The organism is Aminobacter sp. BA135, from assembly GCF_050859125.1.
Lineage (GTDB): Bacteria > Pseudomonadota > Alphaproteobacteria > Rhizobiales > Rhizobiaceae > Aminobacter > Aminobacter ciceronei.
In genome coordinates this window covers 4,737,167-4,757,327 of record NZ_CP139572.1, presented here as the reverse complement: position 1 = coordinate 4,757,327, position 20,161 = coordinate 4,737,167, and the positions used below count along the sequence as shown (strand labels likewise).

Below are 20,161 nucleotides of genomic sequence, written 5' to 3'. Positions count from 1 at the left end.
CGGCCGCCTTCTCTTTTTAGGCGCTTTCCCGGTGCAATCATCCGGCATGCAGACAAGACGCTTCGCCGTTCTCATGATTGCCCTGTGTGCCCTGACGATGACCGCGCAGGCCGGCGAGGTCGATCTCGTCCGCGTCGACAAGTCCGAGCGCCGGCTGGAACTTGTCTCCGGCGACAAGGTGGTGCGCAGCTACGCCATGGCGCTCGGCGCGAACCCGGTGGGGCACAAGGCGATGGAGGGCGACGAACGCACGCCCGAAGGCCGCTACGTGCTCGACTGGCGCAACCCGCAGAGCGGCTACTACAGGTCGATCCACATCTCCTATCCCAATGCCGACGACGTGGCTGCGGCAAAGAGGGCAGGTGTCGAACCGGGCGGAATGATTATGATCCATGGGCAGCCGAACAGGTATGGCTGGTGGTCCTGGCTGACGCAGATGTTCGACTGGACGAATGGCTGCATCGCCGTTACCGACGAGGACATGGCGGAGATTTGGCAGATGGTCGCAAACGGCACTCCCATCGAGATAAATCCATGAGTGATTACAAGGCGAGCGAGGACAAGCCGAGCGAGGACCAGGCGATCTGGCCGCCGGTCGAACCGGTCGCGGCCGGGCTCAAGGGGCGCTGCCCGCGTTGCGGCGAAGGCAGGCTGTTCTCCAGCTTCCTGTCGGTGGGCAAGGAATGCGGCTTTTGCCGGCTCGACTATTCCTTTGCCGATGCCGGCGACGGGCCGGCGGTGTTCGTCATCCTCATCATCGGCTTCGTCGTCGTCGGCCTCGCACTGTGGCTCGAGGTCAATTATGGGCCGCCGCTGTGGCTCCATCTGCTGTTGTGGATTCCGCTGACCGTCATTCTCGGCCTCGGCTCGCTGCGCCTCATCAAGGGCGTGCTGATAACGCTGCAGTATCGCAACAAGGCAGCCGAAGGGCGTTTGGACAAGGGCGAATGATCCAGGAAAAGACGATGACGGTCCCGGCGCGACGTTCCGGGCACGTGTTGATGCTCGTGCTCGGCACGATTGCCTTTGCGCTGCTGCTCGTGCTTGGCAGCTGGCAGGTCCAGCGGCTCTATTGGAAAGAGGAACTGATCGCGCAGATTGCCGAACGGACGAAGTCGCAGCCATTGCCATTGGCTGAAATGGAAGTGAAGTACCGCGCCACCGCCGACGTCGACTATTGGCCGGTCGCGCTATCGGGCACCTTCATGCATGACGGCGAGCGGCATTTCCTGGCGACATGGGAAGGCCAGTCCGGCTTCTACGTCTACACGCCGCTGAAGCTGGATGACGGCCGCTTCGTTCTGGTGAACCGCGGCTTCGTTCCCTACGACCTCAAGGATGCGACCAAGCGGCCGACCGGACAGGTGACGGGCCCCGTCAGCATCGTCGGGTTGGCGCGCAATCCGCTGGAGGGCAAGCCGGGTTCGCTGGTGCCGGACAACGACACGGCCAAGAACGTCTTCTACTGGAAGGACCGCGACGCCATGGCGGCGAGCGCCGGGCTGCCTGCCGGTGCGGTCGTGCTGCCGTTCTTCGTCGATGCCGACAAGACGCCCAATCCGGGTGGCCTGCCGGTCGGCGGGGTGACCATGGTCGACATGCCCAACAACCACCTGCAATACGCGGTCACCTGGTATGGGCTGGCTGCGGCACTGCTGGGTGTCATGGGGGTCTGGTTGCTGCGCCGGCCCGAAGGCAAATGAACCATCCGATCGATTTTGGAATGGTGCACAGCTTCAGAGGACGACAGCAGCCTTTGCGTGTCCGATAGCACGCTTAGCGCAATAGCCTCCCTTGACAGCAAGGGGGCACAGACATCATTTCGGCACTGAACGAAGAAGCGGATTAGATGCTCCAGACGATTGCCAAACCGCCCCTGACGATCAGGCTCTGCCAGCCGCGCGGCTTCTGCGCAGGTGTCGACCGGGCGATCCAGATCGTCGTGCTGGCATTGAAGAAGTACGGCGCGCCGGTTTATGTCCGCCACGAGATCGTGCACAACCGTTATGTCGTCGAAGGGCTTCAGAACCTCGGCGCTGTTTTCATTGAAGAGCTGAGCGAGATCCCGGCCGAACACCAGGACGCGCCGGTCGTGTTTTCCGCCCATGGCGTGCCGAAATCGGTGCCGGCGGATGCGGTTGCGCGCAATCTGTTCTATCTCGACGCCACCTGCCCGCTGGTCTCCAAGGTGCACAAGCAGGCGATGCGTCACCAGCGCAAGGGCCGCCACGTGCTGCTCATCGGCCATGCCGGCCACCCCGAGGTGATCGGCACCATGGGCCAGCTGGACGAGGATGCTGTCACGCTGATCGAAACCGAGGCCGACGTCCGCAACTTCACGCCGGCCGACCCCGAAGCACTCGGCTTCGTCACCCAGACGACGCTTTCGGTGGAAGACACAGCGGGCATCCTCAAGGCGCTGCAGGAGAAGTTCCCGGCGATGGAGGCGCCCGCCGCCGAATCGATCTGCTACGCCACCACCAACCGCCAGGACGCGGTGAAGGAGACGGCGCCGGGCTCCGACCTCTATCTGGTCGTCGGCGCCCCCAACTCGTCCAATTCGCGCCGTCTCGTCGAAGTCGCCGAGCGGGCAGGGGCCAAGATGTCGCTGCTGGTTCAGCGCGCGTCGGAGATCCCGTGGAACGACATCGGCGGCATCGCTACGCTGGGTCTGTCGGCGGGTGCTTCGGCGCCCGAGATCATCGTCGACGAGATCATCAACGCTTTCCGCGAACGCTTCGAGGTGAACGTGGAACTCGCCATCACGGCGACCGAGACGGAGGAATTTCCGGTGATGCGGGTATTGCGCGACGTCGAGCTGACGCCGGCCGACATGGCCTTCGTCAACGGTAACGGCTGATGGCTGTCTATACCGACGTCGGCGAGGGCGAACTCGAAGCGTTCCTGCGCAATTATCCGGTTGGCGAGTTGCTGTCCTACAAGGGCATTGCCGAGGGGACCGAGAACACCAACTTCCTGCTGCACACCACGACAGGGTCATACATCCTGACGCTGTATGAGAAGCGAGTCGACAAGGCGGACCTGCCGTTCTTCCTCGGCCTGATGCAGCATCTTGCCCACAAGGGCATTTCCTGCCCCCTGCCGGTCGACGGCAAGGACGGCAATGTCATCGGCACGCTGGCCGGCCGTCCGGCCGTCGTCATCACCTTCCTGGAGGGCATGTGGCTGCGCCGGCCGCAGGTCGTGCATTGCCGCGAGGTCGGCAGGGCGCTGGCCGAACTGCACATCGCCGGCAGGGACTTTGCGATGACGCGGCCGAATTCGCTCGCCATCGATGGTTGGCGCAAGCTCTGGGATGCAGCACATCCACGTGCCGACGAAGTCGAGCCCGGGCTCGCCCGCGAAGTCGACGCCGACTTTGCCGAGTTCGAGAAGAACTGGCCAAAGAACCTGCCGTCGGGCGTCATCCACGCCGACCTGTTCCCGGACAATGTGTTTTTCCTCGGCGACAATCTGTCGGGCCTGATCGACTTCTATTTCGCCTGCAACGACGCCTACGCCTACGACCTCGCCACCTGCCTCAATGCCTGGTGCTTCGAGAAGGATTTTTCCTTCAACCTGACCAAGGGCACGGCCCTGCTGGACGGCTATCAGAGCGTCCGCCCGCTCAGCGCGGACGAGAAGGCAGCGCTGCCGATCCTGGCGCGCGGCTCGGCCCTGCGCTTCATGCTGACGCGGCTCTACGACTGGCTGACGGTGCCGGACGGCGGACTGGTGATGAAGCGTGACCCGTCGGAATACATCCGCCGCATGCGCTTCCATCGGACGATCAAGACCGCCCAGGAATACGGACTGAAATGAAGCAAGTTGAAATTTTCACCGATGGCGCCTGCTCGGGCAATCCGGGTCCGGGTGGCTGGGGGGCGCTCATGCGCTACAAGGCCAAGGTCAAGGAGCTGTCGGGCGGCGAGGCGGAGACCACCAACAACCGTATGGAGTTGCTGGCTGCGATATCTGCCCTGAACTCCCTCAAGGAGCCGTGCGAGATCGACCTGCACACCGACAGCAAATACGTCATGGACGGGATCTCGAAATGGATCCACGGCTGGAAGAAGAACGGCTGGAAGACCGCCGACAAGAAGCCGGTCAAGAACGGCGAGCTGTGGCAGGCGCTTGATGAGGCCAACAGGCGTCACAAGGTCAAGTGGCACTGGGTCAAGGGCCATGCCGGCCATCCTGAGAACGAACGCGCCGACGAGCTGGCGCGTGAGGGCATGGCGCCGTTCAAGAGTGGCCGCAAGGCGTAGGCCTTCTGCCAGGCCCGAGTGGGGCGCGCCGCCGTAAGGCCGCGCGCCCTTTTCAGTCTTGGAGCTGTGTCAGTCAGAGCTGTTCGAGAATGCGGGCCGCGCCAGAATCGACGGCCTGGCCGGGTGCGCCCTCGAGGTTGAGCTGGGCGACCTTGCCGTCTTCGACAATCATCGAATAACGCTTCGAGCGCAGGCCCATGCCGGCGGCCGAAAGGTCGGTGTCGAGGCCGATGGCGCGGGCGAAATCGCCGCTGCCGTCGGCGAGGAACTGCACCTTGCCTTCGCCGCCGCTGAACCGGGCCCAGGCGCCCATGACATGGACGTCGTTGACCGAAACCACCGCAATGGTGTCGACGCCGCGCGCGATGATCGCGTCATGGTTCTCGACATAGCCGGGCAGGTGGTTGTTGCTGCAGGTCGGCGTGAAGGCGCCCGGTACCGCAAACAGCACGACCTTCTTGCCGGCAAAGATTTCATCGGAGCTGATGCTCTTGGCGCCATCGGCGGTCATCGTCTTGAACGTGGCCGCTGGCAGCTTGTCGCCGATCGAAATGGTCATGAATTCCTCGTAAGCATAGAGTTCGAGTTGAAATCGGAAGGACGCGGCAATCACCTAGCGCAGATGTCGCCCGCGTCCAATGGCCAGCTGGATATAGGAAGCTGGACAGCCCTTTTCAGGGATAGGGCAAAAATCCCTCGACGGCGCCTGCAGCACTTGTCAGCGTGTAGGGCAGTCCCTTGCCGGCTGGCTTTGTGTCAGGGCGTTCGAGCAGCTTGACGGTGAACACCGCCTTGCCGCCCTCTATGTGCCGCTCGGGCGTGCCGAGGACGTAGCCGTCCACGCCGGCGACGAAGACATCAAGCGCATCTGCAGGGCCGGGTGCCTTGGCCACGATCGAGACGTGCTCGCCTTCGGCCGGCTCCAGCGTGGCGCCGAAGTCCTGTTGTGCGGCACCGGGGAGGGCGGCAAGCGCCGTCTTCACCAGGATGGCATCGCCTGGATTGTCGGGGTCGGCGGCGGGATCGACCTCAAGCGTGGCCTGCACCGGCACGCAGATCGTCTCGCAGACGCCGAGGAACACGTTGGCGGTGATGGTCGCCGGTTCGCCCGGGGCGGCAACGGTGAAGCTCACGGGCAGGCGCACGGAGTGGTCGTAGCCGGCCCATTTGGCATAGCCGTCGTCATGACGGCGCGGCGCCGGGTAGGACAGGTCGATGCCCGATACGTTGCGGCTTGCCGAGACGTCGATCTGCGGCGGCACGCCGGAATTGCCGGGGTCACGCCAATAGGTTTTCCAGCCACGCTTGAGCTCGATGTCGAGCACGCCCTGCAGCTTGCCGGATGCATCAGGCACCCCCGAGGTGACCAGGCGGAAACGGCCGCCATCGGCTTCGAACCAGGCTGACGAGGAGGCGTGGGCCGGGGCAGTGGCAAGCAATGCCGCGCAGAGGCCGATCGCGGAGTGGAGCGCTATTTTCATGGCGGTGATTTGATAGCCTCCCGCAGCGTCCGCAACAGGGGGCGCCAACACATCGCATCATTTTTGCGTGACGTTGCCTGTCAAAAGATGAATGCGTCGCGCCGTGCGCCATCTTTCAAGACGGCAGGAAACGCGTTACCTTCAAGCCATGGACCTCTTACGCCAGAAAAAGGGCGCTTCGCAGCGCGGTTTTCTCGACGATCAGTTCCTCATCGCCATGCCGGGGATGAAGGACGACAGGTTCTCGCGTGCCGTGATCTACATCTGTGCCCATAGCGACGAAGGCGCCATGGGTCTGATCATCAACCAGGTCCAGCCGCTGCTGTTTCCTGATCTGCTTGTGCAACTCGGGATCCTCGACGAGCAGGAGGCGATCCGGCTGCCTGGCAAGGCCAAGGACTTCATCGTCCGCAATGGCGGGCCGGTCGACCGCAGCCGCGGCTTCGTGCTGCACAGCGACGACTACAAGGTCGAGTCCTCGTTGCCTGTCTCAGAAGAGATCTGCCTGACGGCGACCGTCGACATCCTGCGCGCCATTTCCGCCGGACGCGGGCCGCGCCATGCGCTGATGGCGCTCGGCTATTCCGGCTGGGGCGCCGGCCAGCTCGAAAGCGAAATCGCCGAGAATGGCTGGCTGACCTGCCCGGCGACGTCGGAGCTTCTGTTCGACACCGACATCGACCGCAAATACGACCGCATCCTGGCCACGCTCGGCATCGACCTTGCGCGGCTCAGCAGCGCTGCCGGTCACGCCTGAGCAAGCGGATACTGCTCTTTCAGCATCTTCAGGGCCTGGTCGCCGGGAACCGGCGCGCCGAACATGAAGCTCTGCACATATTCGCAGCCCATCTGCCGCAGTTCGAGCGCGTCGCTCTCGTCGGAGATGCCTTCGGCGACCACCGATAGCCCGAGCTCATGCGCCATGTTGACCATCGACTTGAGCAGCACCGCGCGCTTGGGTGAGGTGTCGTCGACGAAGCTCTTGTCGATCTTGATGGTGTCGAAGGGGAAGCGGGTGAGATAGGCGAGTGACGAATAGCCGGTGCCGAAATCGTCGAGCGACAGGCCGATGCCCAGCTGCTTGAGCTTGGTCAGCACGTGGTTGGTCTGCTCGGGATTGTCCATGACCAGCGATTCCGTCAGCTCCAGGCGGAAGCAGCGCGGCTTGAGATTGGCCCGTGCGATGACCGAGCGGACATCGCTGACGAGGTCGCGGCGGATGAGCTGGCGGCTCGACAGATTGACCGACACCGACAGCGGCGCGTCGCTGATCTGCTTCTGCCAGTCGGCCAGATCCTCGGCGGCGCGCTGCATTGCGAACAGGCCGAGCTGGACGATCAGGCCGCAGCCCTCGGCTACGGGGATGAAATCGCCCGGCGGGATCATGCCGCGACGCGGGTGGTCCCATCTGAGCAGCGCCTCGAAGCCGGCGACGCTGCCGTCTTCCAGCCGCACGATCGGCTGGTAGGCGAGGGTGAATTCCTTGCGCTCGATGGCGCGGCGGAGGTCCGATTCGAGCTGCAGGCGGTCGGTGCCCACGGTGCGGAAGGCCGGACGGAACGGTTCGATGCGGTCGCCGCCGAAACGCTTGGCCTGGTGCATGGCAAGCTCGGCGTCCTTGACCATGTCTTCGGCCGTCGCCTGGGCGGTTGTCCAGGTGATCAGGCCGACGGAGGCGGTCAGCACGATCTCGCGCTTGGCGAAGGTGATCGGCGCCTTGATCGCCTGCTTGATGGCGTCGGCGACGGCGGCGATGCGCGACGGGTCCTGTTCCGACAACAGCATCAGCGCGAATTGGTCGCCGGCAAAGCGCGACAGCGAATCCTTGGGCTTGAGCAGCCGGTGCAGGCGGCGCGCGATGGTCAGAAGGATGGTGTCGCCGGCCGAAATGCCCAGGCCGTCATTGACCTGCTTGAAGCGGTCGATGTCGATGACGAACACCGACGGCCGGACCTTCTCTTCGGTGCGGGCGATCGAGATGATCGCCTCGAGCCGGTTCATGAACAGCTCGCGGTTGGGCAGGCCGGTCAGGTTGTCGTGCACGGCGTCGTGCAGCAGGCGCTCTTCGGATTTCTTCTGTTCGGTGACGTCGACCATGGTGCCGACGCAGCGGATGACCTCGCCATCGGAGCCGATGACTGGCCGCGCCTTGAGCTGGAACCAGTGGTAGTGGCCGTCGGCGCCGCGCAGGCGGAAGCTCTGCGAGACGCGGCCGCGGCGGTGCTCCAGCACCACGTCGAGCGTTGTGCGGAAGGTGTCGCGGTCGTCGGAATGCAGCACCGGCAGCCAGTTGCGGGCAGCACCGCCAAGGCTGTTCGGCGCAAGGCCGAGCTGGACCGAGACGTCGGGACGGGTGACGACGCGGTCGCGCAGCACGTCCCAGTCCCAGACGATGTCGCCGGAGCCGGAGATGGCGAGCGCCTGCCGTTCCATGTCGCTGAACAGGCCCTGATGGGCGCCGCCGCCGGCGAAGGCGTGCTGCATGACGGTGAAGCCGATCAACAGGATGATCAGGATCAGGCCGCCGCCGAGCGCCGGCTGGACGATGTCGTTGTCGAGGACGCCTGTTATCGCCATCCACGAGCCGCTGAGCCATATCAGCACCATCGCCCAACTGGGCACCAGCATGATGGCGCGGTCATAGCCGCGAATGCTGAGATAGACGATCAGGCCGAGGCCGGTGAGCGCGGTTGCCGCAAACGAGATGCGCGCGATGCCTGCGGCAACGGCCGGATCGATGATGGCGACGCCGGCGATCAGGAACAGGCCGATGATCCAGACGAAGGCGCCATAGCTGAAATGGCCATGCCAGCGGTTGAGGTTGAGATAGGCAAACAGGAACACGACGAAGGTGCCGGCGAGCGCCACCTCCGTGCCCGCTCGCCATATCTGCTCGTTGCCGGGGGATACCTCGATGACCTTGTTGAGGAAGCCGAAGTCGACGCAGATATAGGCAAGCACCGCCCAGGCAAGCGCTGCGGTGGCAGGAAACATCGAGGTGCCCTTGACCACGAACAGGATGGTCAGGAACAGCGCGAGCAGGCCGGCGATGCCGATGACGATGCCGCGGAACAGCGTGTAGGAATTGACGGTGTCCTTGTAGGATTCCGGATCCCACAGATAGACCTGCGGCAGCTTGGGTGAAGCAAGCTCGGCGATGAAGGTGACGACGGCACCCGGGTTGAGCGTGACCAGGAAGACGTCGGCGTCGGGGCTCGCCTGGCGGTCGACAGCGAGGCCTTCGGAAGGCGTGATGGCGGTGAGGCGGTTGGAGCCGAGGTCGGGCCAGAACAGGCCGGAGCCGACAAGCCGGAAGTGCGGCGCAACGATCAGGCGATCGAGCTGCTGGTCGGTGGTGTTGGCGAGCGCGAAGACGGCCCAGTCGCCGCTGGAGCGCTGGTCGTTGGCTTCAACCTCGATGCGGCGCACGATGCCGTCGGCGCCGGGGGCCGTGGAAACCTGGAAGTTCTCGCCCTGATTCCTGTAGATCTCGACCGCGCCCGTGAGATTGAGCGCGACGTCGTCCCGGGAGATCTTGATCGGCTCCACGGCCAAGGCCTGCGACACCGCGCAGACGCTCGCGACAACGGAAACGATGAGCGCAAACAACGGCGCCAGCAGGAAATGCTTCGACAAGTTCAGGCCTTCATGGTGACAGCTTGCGGGTCGTCCGCAATCAGTGCGTAGAGGTAGTGGTCATGCCATTCGCCGTTGATCCTGAGGTAGGATCGCAAAAGTCCTTCGCGCCGGAATCCGGCTTTTTCAAGCACGCGTACGGAGCGTGCGTTGTCGGGGATACAGGCAGCCTCGATCCGGTGCAACCGAAGCGTATCGAAGGCATGCCGCACGACCAGCTTGAGGGCATCGACCATCAGGCCCCGGCCGGCATATCGCTCGCCGATCCAGTAGCCGATATGCCCTGTCTGGGCGACGCCGTAGCGTATGTTGCCAAGCGTGATGCCGCCGACGAGCTTGCCGCTCGCATTTTCATAGATGAAGAAGGCGGCCGCGGTGCCCTGGATGAATTCATCCTGGTAGCGCGCAAGGCGAATGCGCCAGGCTGAACGGTCGAGTTCGTCGGGCGCCCAGCGCGGCTCCCACGGTTCGAGGAAAGAGCGGCTTTCCCCGCGCAGCGTGACCCATTCGTGATAGTCGCGCCAGTTTGGCAGGCGCAGATTGACGCGTTCGCCTCTCAGTGCCGGGGTATCGCGGCGAAAAAGCGAGAGCGAGAACATGCGTGCAAATGCTGCTCAGACGGCGAGCTTGCGGGCGGTTGCCTGTGCGCCCGGCAGCGAGTCCAGGATTGATTCGTAAGGCGCCAGCGTGCCGACGGGACCAACCGCGGTGATGGTCGGGCGGGTCGAGAACAGCCGCGACGACAGGTCGGTCAGGCGGTCGACGGTGAGTGCGCCGAGCCGTTCCATCAGCTCTTCCTTGGCGATCGGACGGCCGAACAGCAGGAGCTGGCGCGCGATCTGCGAGGCGCGGCTGGAGCAGCTCTCGGCCGACATGATCAGGCCGGCGCGATACTGCGCGCGGGCGCGGTCCAGCTCTTCGAGCAGGATGTTCTCGCCGGTCCGCTGCAGCTCGTTGATGATGACGGGAATCAGTTCGGCGATGTCGCTCTGGCCGGTGGCGGCATGGATGCCGAAGATGCCGGTGTCGGAAAAGCCCCAATGGAAGGCATAGACCGAGTAGCAGAGGCCGCGCTTCTCGCGCACTTCCTGGAACAGTCGCGAGGACATGCCGCCGCCGAGGATCATCGACAGCACCTGCGAGGCGTAGAAGTCGCGCACATGGTAGGCGCGGCCTTCGAAGCCGAGCACGATCTGCGCGTCCATCAGGTCGCGGTCTTCGCGGAAGTCGCCGCCGACATATTGCGCATATTGCGGAATGGCGCTTTCGGCCTTGGAGCGGAAATTGCCGAGACGCTTTTCGACGTGGCGGACGAACTCGTCATGCTTGACGTCGCCGGCAGCGACCACGACCATCCGCTCGGCGCCGTACTGGCGGGTCATGAAGTCGTGAAGATTGGCAGAGGTGAAGGATTTCACCGTCTCCGGCGTGCCGAGGATCGAACGGCCGATGGTCTGGTGACGGAAAGCCGTTTCGGTGAAGCGATCGAAGACGATGTCGTCCGGCGTGTCGTGCGCGGCACCTATTTCCTGCAGGATGACGTGCTGCTCGCGTTCGAGCTCGTCCGGGTCGAACTCCGAATCCTGGAGAATGTCGGACAGGATGTCGACGGCCAGCGGCACGTCGTCTGACAGCACGCGGGCGTAGAAGGAGGTCGTTTCGACCGATGTGGCGGCGTTGATTTCGCCGCCGACATTTTCGATCTGGGAGGCAATCTGGAAGGCGGTCCGGTTCTTGGTGCCCTTGAAAGCCATGTGCTCGAGCAGGTGGGCCATGCCATGTTCGTCATCACGCTCGTTGCGCGCGCCAGACTTGACCCATGTGCCGAGAGCGACTGTCTCTACGCTTGGAAGTGTTTCAGTGGCCACTGTCAGGCCGTTCGACAGACGGCTTACCTCAACACCCATATTACGCGTACTCCCTAATCCGCCACTCGTGTGCGGCGGCTAATGTAATCTTCCACCATTTTTATCTCTGATGGAAGTACCGTGAACTTTTCCTTACGTTCCATCAGCCCCGACAGCCATTTTGGCAAAGCGGGCTCGATGCCGCTGGCTGCAAGTACGGCGGCGGGGAACTTTGCCGGGTGCGCGGTGGCGAGTACGACCATTGGCACATCGCTTTTCGGCAGGCTGGACGCGACATGCACGGCGGTCGCGGTGTGGGGGTCGAGCAGGTAGCCGCTCTTGTCGAGCGTCGCGCGGATGGTCGCTGCGGTCTCGCTCATGTCGGCGCGCCCGGCGCCGAACTCGCCGCGGATCGCAGCCAGTGCCTGCGCCTCGATGGTGAAGGCGCCGGACTGCTTGAGGCTGGCCATGTAGCGGCGTACCACCGCTGGATCGCGGTCGGAAGCCTCGAACAGCAGGCGCTCGAAGTTGGACGAAACCTGGATGTCCATCGATGGCGAGGTGGTGGCCACCACCCCGGTCTGGCGGTACTCGCCGCTCTTCAGCGTGCGGTCGAGAATGTCGTTGTCGTTGGTGGCGATGACCAGCTGGTCGATCGGCAGCCCCATCTTCTTGGCGGCATAGCCGGCGAAGATGTCGCCGAAATTGCCGGTCGGCACGGTGAACGACACCAGCCGGTCGGGGGCGCCGAGCGAGATGGCGGAGGAGAAATAATAGACGATCTGGGCCATGATGCGGGCCCAGTTGATCGAATTCACGCCCGACAGCTGAACACGGTCGCGGAAGCCGTGGTCGTTGAACATGTCCTTCACCAGGCCCTGGCAATCGTCGAAGTTTCCTTCGATCGACAGCGCATGCACGTTGGCGGCGTCGGAGGTGGTCATCTGGCGCTGCTGCACCGGCGAGACGCGGCCATGCGGAAACAGGATGAAGATGTCGGTGCGTTCGCGCCCGGCAAAGGCTTCGATCGCAGCGCCGCCCGTATCGCCCGAGGTTGCGCCGACGATGGTCGCGCGCTGGCCACGTTCGGCAAGCACATGGTCCATCAGCCGCGCCAGGAGCTGCATGGCGACGTCCTTGAAGGCGAGGGTGGGACCATGGAACAGCTCGATCACGAAGCTGTTGGCGCCGGTCTGGACCAGCGGGCAGACCGCTTCATGGCGGAACGTGCCATAGGCTTCGCGAACCAGGCGCTCGAAGACATCAGGCTTGATTTCGCCACCGAGGAACGGGGTCAGCAGTTTGATCGCGAGATCAGGATAGCTCAGGCCTCGCATCGCCCGGATTTCGGCGGGGCTGAAAGTCGGCCATTGCGCCGGGAGGTAAAGGCCGCCGTCGCGTGCCAGACCGGCAAGTACAGCATCAGAAAATCCGAGCGTGGGCGCTTCCCCACGGGTGCTCACATAGTGCATATCTATCCAATCCAAGGCTATGCGACCTGCTGCCTGTCGGCAGGACGGGAAAACTGCGCTCCGTCAGTCGCATTTTTGCCGCGCGGTTGATATAGAACGACTGCTTTGCGAGAGGGAAGTGCAGTTCATGGTGTTTCGTTTGATCGACGGCCGTTTTCTGACGGCTTTGGCGACCGCCGGCTTTATGCTCGCCGTCACAGGCTGCCAATCAGGCGGCAGCGGCGGCTTTTTTAGCCCTCCCGCCCCGAAGGATCCCAAGGTGGTCGCGGCCGAAGAGGGCAAGATCCTGGCCAGCGAGCTGCTCGCCTACTGCCCCAACATCACCTTGCGTGACGGCACTGCCTTCTTCAACAGCTATGCCAAGGGCGGTCAGGACGACCCGGCAAAGCTCGTCCATCAGTCGGCGATCACCGACGTCACCCGCAGCTGTACGCGCGCCGATGGCACGATGACCATCAAGGTCGGCGTTGCCGGCAAGGTCGTTGTCGGTCCTGCCGGCGGTGCCGGTACGATCACCATGCCGATCCGCGTCGCGGTGACCCGTGGCGAGGAGGTACTTTATTCCGAGCTGCACAAGAACGCCGTGCAGGTGACCGATCCGTCGGTGGCGACACAGTGGGTGTTCACCGTGCCGAACATCAACATCCCCAATCCGACGGCGCGCGACATCGTGATCTATGTCGGCTACGACGAAGGTCCGGCGAAGAAGCCCGCCAAGCAGTAACGTCTCGGCCAGACGATCCGGAGCCGTCGCGAAGCACGCAGCACCGGTTCGCATGCCAGAAGCGCCCGCGTCCAAAGGAGGACGCAGGCGCCGGCAATGCCTCAAGCGGCGTTTCGCTGCTGTCGTTCCCTGACCAGTGTCTCGACAAGCGCGTCGACCTCGGCTTCGGCCTTTTCGATCGACGCCTTTAGTCTGGGGTCGGCGAATTCGTCGAACTCGATTGCCACCGACCTGATGTCGGTGATGCCGATGTAGTTGAAGGCGGTCGAGATGCTGGCCTCGACGTGGTTGAGCGCCTCGATCCTGCCGCCCTCGCCATAGCCGTGGTCGCCGCGCGAAGACAGGATGACGAGTGTCTTTTCGGCGCCGGCGAGCAGCGGAAAGTAGGGATCGCCTGGCCGCGACCGGTCGAAGCCGAAGGTGCGGCCGACCCGCACGATGTTGTCGATCCACGCCTTGAATTGTGCCGGCGGCGCGAAATTGTACATCGGCACGCCGGCAACGATGATGTCGGCCGCAAGCAACTCGTCGATCAAGACATCACTTTCGGCAAGCGTCTCGCTCATCCAAGGCAGGCGCTGCTCGGGCTTGGTGAACGCGGCGTGGATCCAGGCACCTGACACCGGCTGTGGCGGCTGCTGGCCGACGTCGCGATAGACGATGTTTTCATCGCTGCCATGGGCAGTGCGCCATGCCAGCGCAAAACGCGCACCTAGGCGCCGGCTGTGCGATCCGAACGGAGTCTCGGCTGAAGAATGCGGCCGAGCGCTGGCGTCGATATGCAGGATCCGGGTCATTTCAGGGGTTCCCATAAGATAGAGGAATTCATGTGAGTGCGCGCGGTGCATTGGCGTGCCGCTCGCGTTCCATATGAAAATAATGGGTGATATGGTGCGTGGCGAAATCGAATTCGTCATGCAATGGATGAGCTGAAATCATGCATCGCCAACTGCCTCCGCTTGCGACGCTGCGTGCCTTCGAGGCCGCCGCCCGTCATGCGAGCTTCAAGCAGGCCGCTTGGGAACTGGGGGTTACGCCAACCGCCATCAGCCACCAGATCAGGCTGCTGGAGCAAACTCTGGCCTTGCGGCTGTTCGATCGCCGCACGCGGCAGGTGGTGCTGACGCGTGAGGGGCGTGAGCTTTACCCGGTGCTGCGCGACGGTTTCGACGCGTTCGCCGAAGCGCTCGACCGTGTCTCGGAGCGCCGCCGCAGCGTGGTCACGCTTTCGGCCACGACCTCATTCACCGCGCGCTGGCTGGTGCCACGGGTGGCGTCGTTCCGTGAGCGATACCCAACTGTCGACCTCAGCCTGCATGCGTCGGACGATCCTGTCGATTTTCGCACCGGCATCGCCGACGCTGCGGTGCGGTATGGTCGCGGGCCCTTTCCGGATCTCAGTTCGACCTGGCTGATGGCCAATCGCTTCGCTCCGGTGTGCAGTGCCCGCCTGGGCTTGAAGACGCTTGACGACATGCGCCATGTCACGCTGCTCCATTCGCGATGGAGGCACCCGAATGCCGACACGCCGACATGGCGGCGCTGGTTCGACGCGGCTGCGGTTGACGGCGTCGACGCCGATGCCGGCATCAGCTTCAACGACGACGGCCATGCCGTGCAGGCGGCGGTGGCCGGGCAGGGAGTGGCGCTGCTCAGCCTCGTGCTCGTCGCCGACGATCTTGCGTCAGGCGTTCTGGTCCAGCCGTTCGGGCCGACCATCGATGGTTATGATTTCCACCTCGTCCATCCCAGGACGCCGCGGCCGGAGGTGCGCATGCTGAGCGAGTGGCTGCTCGATGCGCTGGGTTCCGGGCACTGAACGTTCAGCTGTCCTTGTGGCGCTGGTAGTAGCGCGCGACGCGCATGCGGTTGCCGCAGCGCGCCGCAGCACACCAGCGGCGGCGACTGCTCGCCGGCAGAAAAAGCATGGTGCAATCCTCGGCTTCGCATTTGCGGATGGTGCCGACGCCGGGGTCGGTCAGCACAAGTGCCACTGCTTCGGCAAGATGCGCGGCGAGATCGGCGATGACCGAGCCGGTGCGCCTTGGCGCCACCGCCATTGACGACCCCGACCATCGCAGTTCGAGATGAACCGGCGCAGCAGACAGCGTCCGGTTGAGTTCGCGCAGGCTGGCGTCTGAAGGCGCCTTGCCGTGCCTGATATCGTCGACGAGCTGGCTCGCAGTTTTGCGTACCGCGTGAATGGCGGCGAGGTCGGCTTGCGACGCCTCTGCCAGAACATCCCCGCCATATTGTGCCAGCTGCTCGCCCTGCAGCGCCACCCAGGTCCGCAACCCGTCAGGCGTCGCCAGATGGTCGATGCTGTCCGTGCCGCTGCGTGCGCGCGTGTTGATCAGGTCCAGCCCAAGCAGCTCGCCGGTGAGAGGGGGGATGTCGGCGCTCATGCTAACTCCAAAAATTGCCATTGACACATTAGGTAATTCGGCCAAGATTGCTAATGCGTAGTTCTACATTGAAGGCATGTGAAATGACAATCCTGGCTTTTCCTCGCGTGGCCCATCGTTATCTCGACGTCGATGGCATCCGCGTCTTCTACCGCGAGTCGATCCCGGCCCAAGCCAGCCCTGACGCGCCGGTACTGCTGTTGCTGCACGGCTTTCCCTCGGCTTCGCACCAGTTCCGCCGACTGATCGACGCCATCGGCAACAGCTACCGGGTCATCGCGCCCGATTATCCCGGGTTTGGCCACAGCGACGCGCCGCTCCCGACAAGCGCCGGCGGCACGTTCGGCTACAGCTTCGACCGCCTCGCCGACACGATGGAAGGCTTCGTCAAGGGACTGAGGCTGGACCGCTTCGTCGCTTATCTCTTCGACTTTGGCGCGCCTGTCGGTTTTCGCCTGGCGACGCGGCATCCCGAATGGTTTGCCGGCCTGATTGTCCAGAATGGCAATGCCTATGAAGAGGGCCTGTCGGACGGTGCCCGCGACTTCATCGCCTTGCGGCCGGATCAGCCCGACGCGGAGCAGAAGATCCGAGACCTGCTGACGCTTTCAGGTACGCGCTTCCAGTACGAGACCGGTGTCGGACAGTTGGAACTGCTGGCGCCGGACGGCTGGACGCTCGACCAGCATTTCCTCGACCAGCCCGGTCGCAAGCAGCCGCAGGTCGACCTGGCGTTCGACTACCACAGCAACGTCGCGCGTTACGGCGAATGGCAGGCCTGGCTGCGGCAGCACCAGCCGCCGACGCTGGTCGTCTGGGGCAAGGACGATCCGTTCTTCCCGGAGCCGGGCGCCCATGCCTTCCTTCGCGACGTGCCGGAGGCCGAACTGCATCTGTTTCAGACCGGGCATTTCGCCCTGGAGGAGAAGCTGCCCGAAATCGTGCCGCTGATCGCCGATTTTGTCGATCGGACGTGGTCCGGCAGCTAGTCGCCCTACTGCAAGGCGAGGAGTTTTGTCAGCCTCGCCGTTGCGGCCTCCACCCCATATCTGGCGACGCAGCGGTCACGCAGGGCTGCCGCCTGCTGCCCGACAAGGGCGGGGCTCGAGGCGACCTCGTCCAGCCGCCGGACGAGATCTGCGACGCTGCGCGGATCGAAGAAGATCGCCAGATCGCCTGCTATCTCGCGGAAGACCGGCAGGTCCGAGCAGATGACCGGTAGCCCGAACAAGGCACCTTCGACGATGGGAATGCCGAAGCCTTCACTCAGGCTTGGAAAGACAAGGGCCGAGGCCGAGCGCAGCAGCTCGGCCTTGTGGTCATCGCTGATCTGGCCGACGAAACGGACGTTTGAGCCGGCGCGTGGAAAATTGCTGGCCGGGACGCTGCCTATGATCACCAGCTCGGCACGGTCTGCCATGCCGGCGAAGGCTTCGACCAGAAGGGCGATGTTCTTGCGCGGTTCGTTGGAGAGGATCGAGACGAATCTCGGCCGCTCTGGTTTCGGTGTGGCGCTTGCAGTCCGTGCGGCCGACTGAAGATCGGGCCGAATGACCGGCGGGAAGAGCGACGCAGGCAGTCTTGCAGCGTGGTCGCGAAAGCGGCTGTTGAATTCGTCCCTGGTTGCTGCCGAGACGAACATCAACTCGGTCGCCTCGTCGAGAGCCGTCCCGAATTTCTGCTCGAAAGTGAACCTGTAGCGTCCCGAGAGCTCGTCGAGCGGGATGAGGTCGTGGATCACCAGCACGACCCGCGCGCCTTGGTCCGTAACCGGTTGCACGTAGTGGAAGGCGTCCATCAGCACGATGTCGAAGCCGCGTGCGTCGACAGCCGGAGGCGGCAAGTCATAGGACGCCCGCAAGGTACTGTCGCTGTAGAAGCCGGCGACGGGCATGAAGGCATCGATCCAGGCAAGGTGCGGCGCTGCCTTGTCCATCTCCGTGGGGCGGCCCGGCGTCGCGGCAGGGACCAGCTTGCGCACCGGCAGTCGAGAGGAGACCGCAGATCGGCCACGTTGGCGCCGCGACTGGACGTATTTTACGTAGAGATGTTTCCAATGCGGCCTGTGACGGATAGCGCCATCGACAGTGCCTTCGACGAGGAAGCGGATGATCTCGTCAGGCGACGACGGGGCCGCTTGCTGCGTCTCGACGAGCAGCGTCGTTTCGACACCGAGGCGCTTGCAGCAGGCAAGCAGGCCGGCGCTGTAGTTGAGAATGCCGCGCGCCGGCGTCGGCGTCCCCACGCTCTCGCTGATCAGCAGCAGCCGCTTGCTCATTGCGCGGCCGCGTGTCTCAGGCGTGTTCCGACCACATGCTGAGTGCCTGGATCACGCCGCCAAGGTCGGCCCAGCGGCGAATCACCGTCTCGGCTCCCGCCTCGGTCAACATGTCGGCATGTCCGGGATAGCTGTGGGCGCCGCCGGTAAAGCCGATGACACGCATGCCGGCCGAGACGGCGCCCGAAATGCCGTGCACCGAATCCTCGATGACAAAGATCCTGGCCGGGTCGGCGCCATAGGTCTTTGCGGCGTGCAGGAAGACATCCGGCGCGGGCTTCGGCCTCTTGCTCGGCGTTTCCAATGCCGAAAAGATGCGGCCGTTGAACAGCGGCAGGATGCGGGTGCGGTCGAGCATCATCTCGATGCGTTCGCTGGTCGAGTTGGAGCAGATGCAGCGCGGCGCGGTGACGGCGGCAACGGCCTCGTGAACGCCGTCGATGGCGCGCACGTCGGTCTTCAGTTTGCGGTCGACAAGCTCCTCGGCCTGGCTGATCAGCGAGGCCTGGAAGGGGATGGCCGCCTTCTCCTCGATCTTCAGCATGATGTCCTTGAAGGTCAGGCCGGCATAACTCTCGGCGATCTCTTCAGCAGATATCTCAAAACCGGCTGCGGTCAGCAGTTCTGCTTCGACGCGGGCGGCGATGATTTCGGAATCGACGAGCACGCCGTCGCAATCGAATATCACTAGGTCTGGCTGGGTCATGGCAGTCCGGGAAGCTGGGGCGCCGTCGGGGCGCGGACGGAAAAGTTCAAGGCGCGGCAACTACACCATTCCAGCCCGATCCGCAAATTAGAACGCTCGCTTCATCAATTGTTTACGCTGATCGGTAACCATAACGGCGAGTAAATAGTAACGCGTCATCCCGGGTATCAGAATGTCAGCAGTGCGTCCTCTCGACCAGCTTTCCCGCACGCCAAAGCCGTCCGAATGGCTCGACACCATCATCAAGGGCGACTGCGTGGCGGCGCTCGACAAATTGCCGGCGAACTCCATCGACGTCATCTTCGCCGATCCGCCCTACAACCTGCAGCTCGACGGTGACCTGCATCGTCCGGACCAGTCGAAGGTCGACGCGGTCGACGACCACTGGGACCAGTTCGAGAGCTTCGGCGCCTACGACGCCTTCACCCGCGCCTGGCTGCTTGCCGCCCGCCGCGTGCTGAAGCCCAACGGCACGATCTGGGTCATCGGCTCCTATCACAACATCTTCCGCGTCGGCGCGACGATGCAGGATCTCGGCTTCTGGATCCTCAACGACGTCGTCTGGCGCAAGACCAACCCGATGCCGAACTTCCGCGGCCGCCGTTTCCAGAACGCCCATGAGACGATGATCTGGGCTTCGCGCGACCAGAAGGGCAAGAACTACACCTTCAACTACGACGCGCTGAAGGCCTCCAACGACGACGTCCAGATGCGCTCGGACTGGCTGTTTCCGATCTGCACCGGCGGCGAGCGCCTGAAGGACGACGACGGCAACAAGCTGCATCCGACGCAGAAGCCGGAAGCGCTTCTGGCCCGCATCATGATGGCCTCGACCAAGCCGGGCGACGTGGTGCTCGATCCGTTCTTCGGCTCGGGAACGACGGGTGCCGTTGCCAAGCGTCTCGGCCGCCACTTCGTCGGCATCGAGCGTGAACAGGCCTATATCGACGCCGCCAACGAGCGCATCGCCTCGGTGCGTCCGCTCGACGGCCCGTCGCTGACGGTGCTGACCGGCAAGCGCGCCGAGCCGCGTGTCGCTTTCGGCAGCCTGCTCGACATGGGCCTGCTGGCACCTGGAGCGACGCTGTACGATGCCAAGAAACGCTGGGCGGCAAAGGTCCGCGCCGACGGCACGCTGGCGATCGGCGACACTGCCGGCTCGATCCACCGCGTCGGCGCTTCGGTCCAGGGGCTCGACGCCTGCAATGGCTGGACCTTCTGGCACTATGAGCGTGCCGGCGGACTGACCCAGATCGACGAGCTGCGCCGCATCGTCCGTGTCGGCATGGAAAAGGCGGGCGCCTGAAGCTTCAGCCGCGCCGGATCGTCCGGCGCGAGCGTTCA

21 protein-coding genes are annotated in these 20,161 nt (G+C 64.0%); 11 read left to right on the top strand and 10 right to left on the bottom strand.

From position 1 onward, the window contains the following. Positions 1-46 precede the first annotated feature (46 nt). The 6 genes from SLT36_RS23145 (at position 47) to rnhA (ending at position 4,268) form a co-directional block, all read left to right on the top strand. The gene (locus tag SLT36_RS23145) at positions 47-538 is read left to right on the top strand and encodes a L,D-transpeptidase family protein (RefSeq protein WP_432284614.1); all 492 of its coding nucleotides are present in this window, start codon (positions 47-49) and stop codon (positions 536-538) included. Then, positions 535-951 (top strand): DUF983 domain-containing protein, encoded by a 417-nt coding sequence (locus tag SLT36_RS23140; protein WP_432284612.1) that lies wholly within the window; start codon positions 535-537, stop codon positions 949-951. The genes SLT36_RS23145 and SLT36_RS23140 overlap by 4 nt, the downstream gene beginning before the upstream one ends. Next, positions 948-1,703, top strand: coding sequence for an SURF1 family protein (locus SLT36_RS23135; protein WP_432284611.1), 756 nt, complete (start codon positions 948-950; stop codon positions 1,701-1,703). Before SLT36_RS23140 ends, SLT36_RS23135 begins: the two co-directional genes overlap by 4 nt. Positions 1,704-1,849: 146 nt before the next feature. Next, positions 1,850-2,860, top strand: coding sequence for a 4-hydroxy-3-methylbut-2-enyl diphosphate reductase (gene ispH / locus SLT36_RS23130; RefSeq protein WP_432284610.1), 1,011 nt, complete (start codon positions 1,850-1,852; stop codon positions 2,858-2,860). Further along, positions 2,860-3,822, top strand: coding sequence for a homoserine kinase (locus SLT36_RS23125; protein WP_432284609.1), 963 nt, complete (start codon positions 2,860-2,862; stop codon positions 3,820-3,822). Before ispH ends, SLT36_RS23125 begins: the two co-directional genes overlap by 1 nt. After that, positions 3,819-4,268, top strand: coding sequence for a ribonuclease HI (gene rnhA / locus SLT36_RS23120; protein ID WP_067964568.1), 450 nt, complete (start codon positions 3,819-3,821; stop codon positions 4,266-4,268). Before SLT36_RS23125 ends, rnhA begins: the two co-directional genes overlap by 4 nt. Positions 4,269-4,341: 73 nt before the next feature. On the opposite strand, the gene SLT36_RS23115 is transcribed toward rnhA, so the two are convergent. Together SLT36_RS23115 and SLT36_RS23110 are read right to left on the bottom strand one after the other, a co-directional pair. Then, positions 4,342-4,827, bottom strand: a complete 486-nt coding sequence (locus SLT36_RS23115; protein WP_154386006.1) for a peroxiredoxin — start codon at positions 4,825-4,827, stop codon at positions 4,342-4,344. A gap of 115 nt (positions 4,828-4,942) precedes the next feature. After that, positions 4,943-5,749 (bottom strand): protein-disulfide reductase DsbD domain-containing protein, encoded by an 807-nt coding sequence (locus SLT36_RS23110; protein ID WP_432284608.1) that lies wholly within the window; start codon positions 5,747-5,749, stop codon positions 4,943-4,945. Positions 5,750-5,897: 148 nt separating this feature from the next. On the opposite strand from SLT36_RS23110, the gene SLT36_RS23105 reads away from it, so the two are divergent. Further along, complete coding sequence (locus SLT36_RS23105) at positions 5,898-6,506, top strand: YqgE/AlgH family protein (protein WP_067964563.1); 609 nt, start codon at positions 5,898-5,900, stop codon at positions 6,504-6,506. Here SLT36_RS23105 and SLT36_RS23100 read toward each other — a convergent pair. Genes SLT36_RS23100 through thrC form a run of 4 tightly spaced genes read right to left on the bottom strand, consistent with a single transcriptional unit; the run spans position 6,497 to position 12,704 of the window. Continuing rightward, positions 6,497-9,385, bottom strand: coding sequence for an EAL domain-containing protein (locus SLT36_RS23100; RefSeq protein ID WP_067964562.1), 2,889 nt, complete (start codon positions 9,383-9,385; stop codon positions 6,497-6,499). The two genes, SLT36_RS23105 and SLT36_RS23100, sit on opposite strands and share 10 nt — an antisense overlap. Before the next feature lie 2 nt (positions 9,386-9,387). Beyond that, positions 9,388-9,984, bottom strand: coding sequence for a GNAT family N-acetyltransferase (locus SLT36_RS23095; protein ID WP_067964560.1), 597 nt, complete (start codon positions 9,982-9,984; stop codon positions 9,388-9,390). A 15-nt stretch (positions 9,985-9,999) separates the two neighbouring features. Then, positions 10,000-11,292 (bottom strand): M16 family metallopeptidase, encoded by a 1,293-nt coding sequence (locus tag SLT36_RS23090; protein WP_067964558.1) that lies wholly within the window; start codon positions 11,290-11,292, stop codon positions 10,000-10,002. A gap of 14 nt (positions 11,293-11,306) precedes the next feature. Beyond that, the gene (gene thrC, locus SLT36_RS23085; RefSeq protein ID WP_432284607.1) at positions 11,307-12,704 is read right to left on the bottom strand and encodes a threonine synthase; all 1,398 of its coding nucleotides are present in this window, start codon (positions 12,702-12,704) and stop codon (positions 11,307-11,309) included. 127 nt (positions 12,705-12,831) lie between these two features. Here thrC and SLT36_RS23080 point away from each other — a divergent pair, with 127 nt between their 5' ends. Further along, complete coding sequence (locus SLT36_RS23080) at positions 12,832-13,428, top strand: hypothetical protein (protein WP_432284606.1); 597 nt, start codon at positions 12,832-12,834, stop codon at positions 13,426-13,428. 101 nt (positions 13,429-13,529) lie between these two features. Here the strand turns inward: SLT36_RS23080 and SLT36_RS23075 are convergent, their stop codons facing one another. Next, positions 13,530-14,225: an FMN-dependent NADH-azoreductase gene (locus SLT36_RS23075; RefSeq protein ID WP_432284605.1), complete on the bottom strand. Its 696-nt coding sequence runs from the start codon at positions 14,223-14,225 to the stop codon at positions 13,530-13,532. A gap of 140 nt (positions 14,226-14,365) precedes the next feature. Between SLT36_RS23075 and SLT36_RS23070 the strand changes: the two genes are divergently transcribed. Beyond that, positions 14,366-15,247, top strand: a complete 882-nt coding sequence (locus SLT36_RS23070; RefSeq protein ID WP_067964550.1) for a LysR substrate-binding domain-containing protein — start codon at positions 14,366-14,368, stop codon at positions 15,245-15,247. A gap of 4 nt (positions 15,248-15,251) precedes the next feature. Here the strand turns inward: SLT36_RS23070 and SLT36_RS23065 are convergent, their stop codons facing one another. Next, positions 15,252-15,833 carry a CGNR zinc finger domain-containing protein gene (locus tag SLT36_RS23065; protein ID WP_432284604.1) on the bottom strand — a complete coding sequence of 194 codons (582 nt, stop codon included), beginning with the start codon at positions 15,831-15,833 and terminating at the stop codon, positions 15,252-15,254. An 83-nt stretch (positions 15,834-15,916) separates the two neighbouring features. On the opposite strand from SLT36_RS23065, the gene SLT36_RS23060 reads away from it, so the two are divergent. Next, on the top strand, positions 15,917-16,822 hold the full coding sequence (locus SLT36_RS23060; RefSeq protein ID WP_432284603.1) for an alpha/beta fold hydrolase: 906 nt from the start codon (positions 15,917-15,919) through the stop codon (positions 16,820-16,822). 5 nt (positions 16,823-16,827) lie between these two features. Here SLT36_RS23060 and SLT36_RS23055 read toward each other — a convergent pair whose 3' ends face one another. Together SLT36_RS23055 and SLT36_RS23050 are read right to left on the bottom strand one after the other, a co-directional pair. Beyond that, positions 16,828-18,111 (bottom strand): glycosyltransferase family 4 protein, encoded by a 1,284-nt coding sequence (locus tag SLT36_RS23055; RefSeq protein WP_432284602.1) that lies wholly within the window; start codon positions 18,109-18,111, stop codon positions 16,828-16,830. 16 nt (positions 18,112-18,127) lie between these two features. Then, the gene (locus SLT36_RS23050; protein ID WP_432284601.1) at positions 18,128-18,817 is read right to left on the bottom strand and encodes an HAD family hydrolase; all 690 of its coding nucleotides are present in this window, start codon (positions 18,815-18,817) and stop codon (positions 18,128-18,130) included. Positions 18,818-18,989: 172 nt separating this feature from the next. Between SLT36_RS23050 and SLT36_RS23045 the strand changes: the two genes are divergently transcribed. Continuing rightward, complete coding sequence (locus SLT36_RS23045; RefSeq protein ID WP_432284600.1) at positions 18,990-20,123, top strand: site-specific DNA-methyltransferase; 1,134 nt, start codon at positions 18,990-18,992, stop codon at positions 20,121-20,123. Positions 20,124-20,161: the final 38 nt, after the last annotated feature.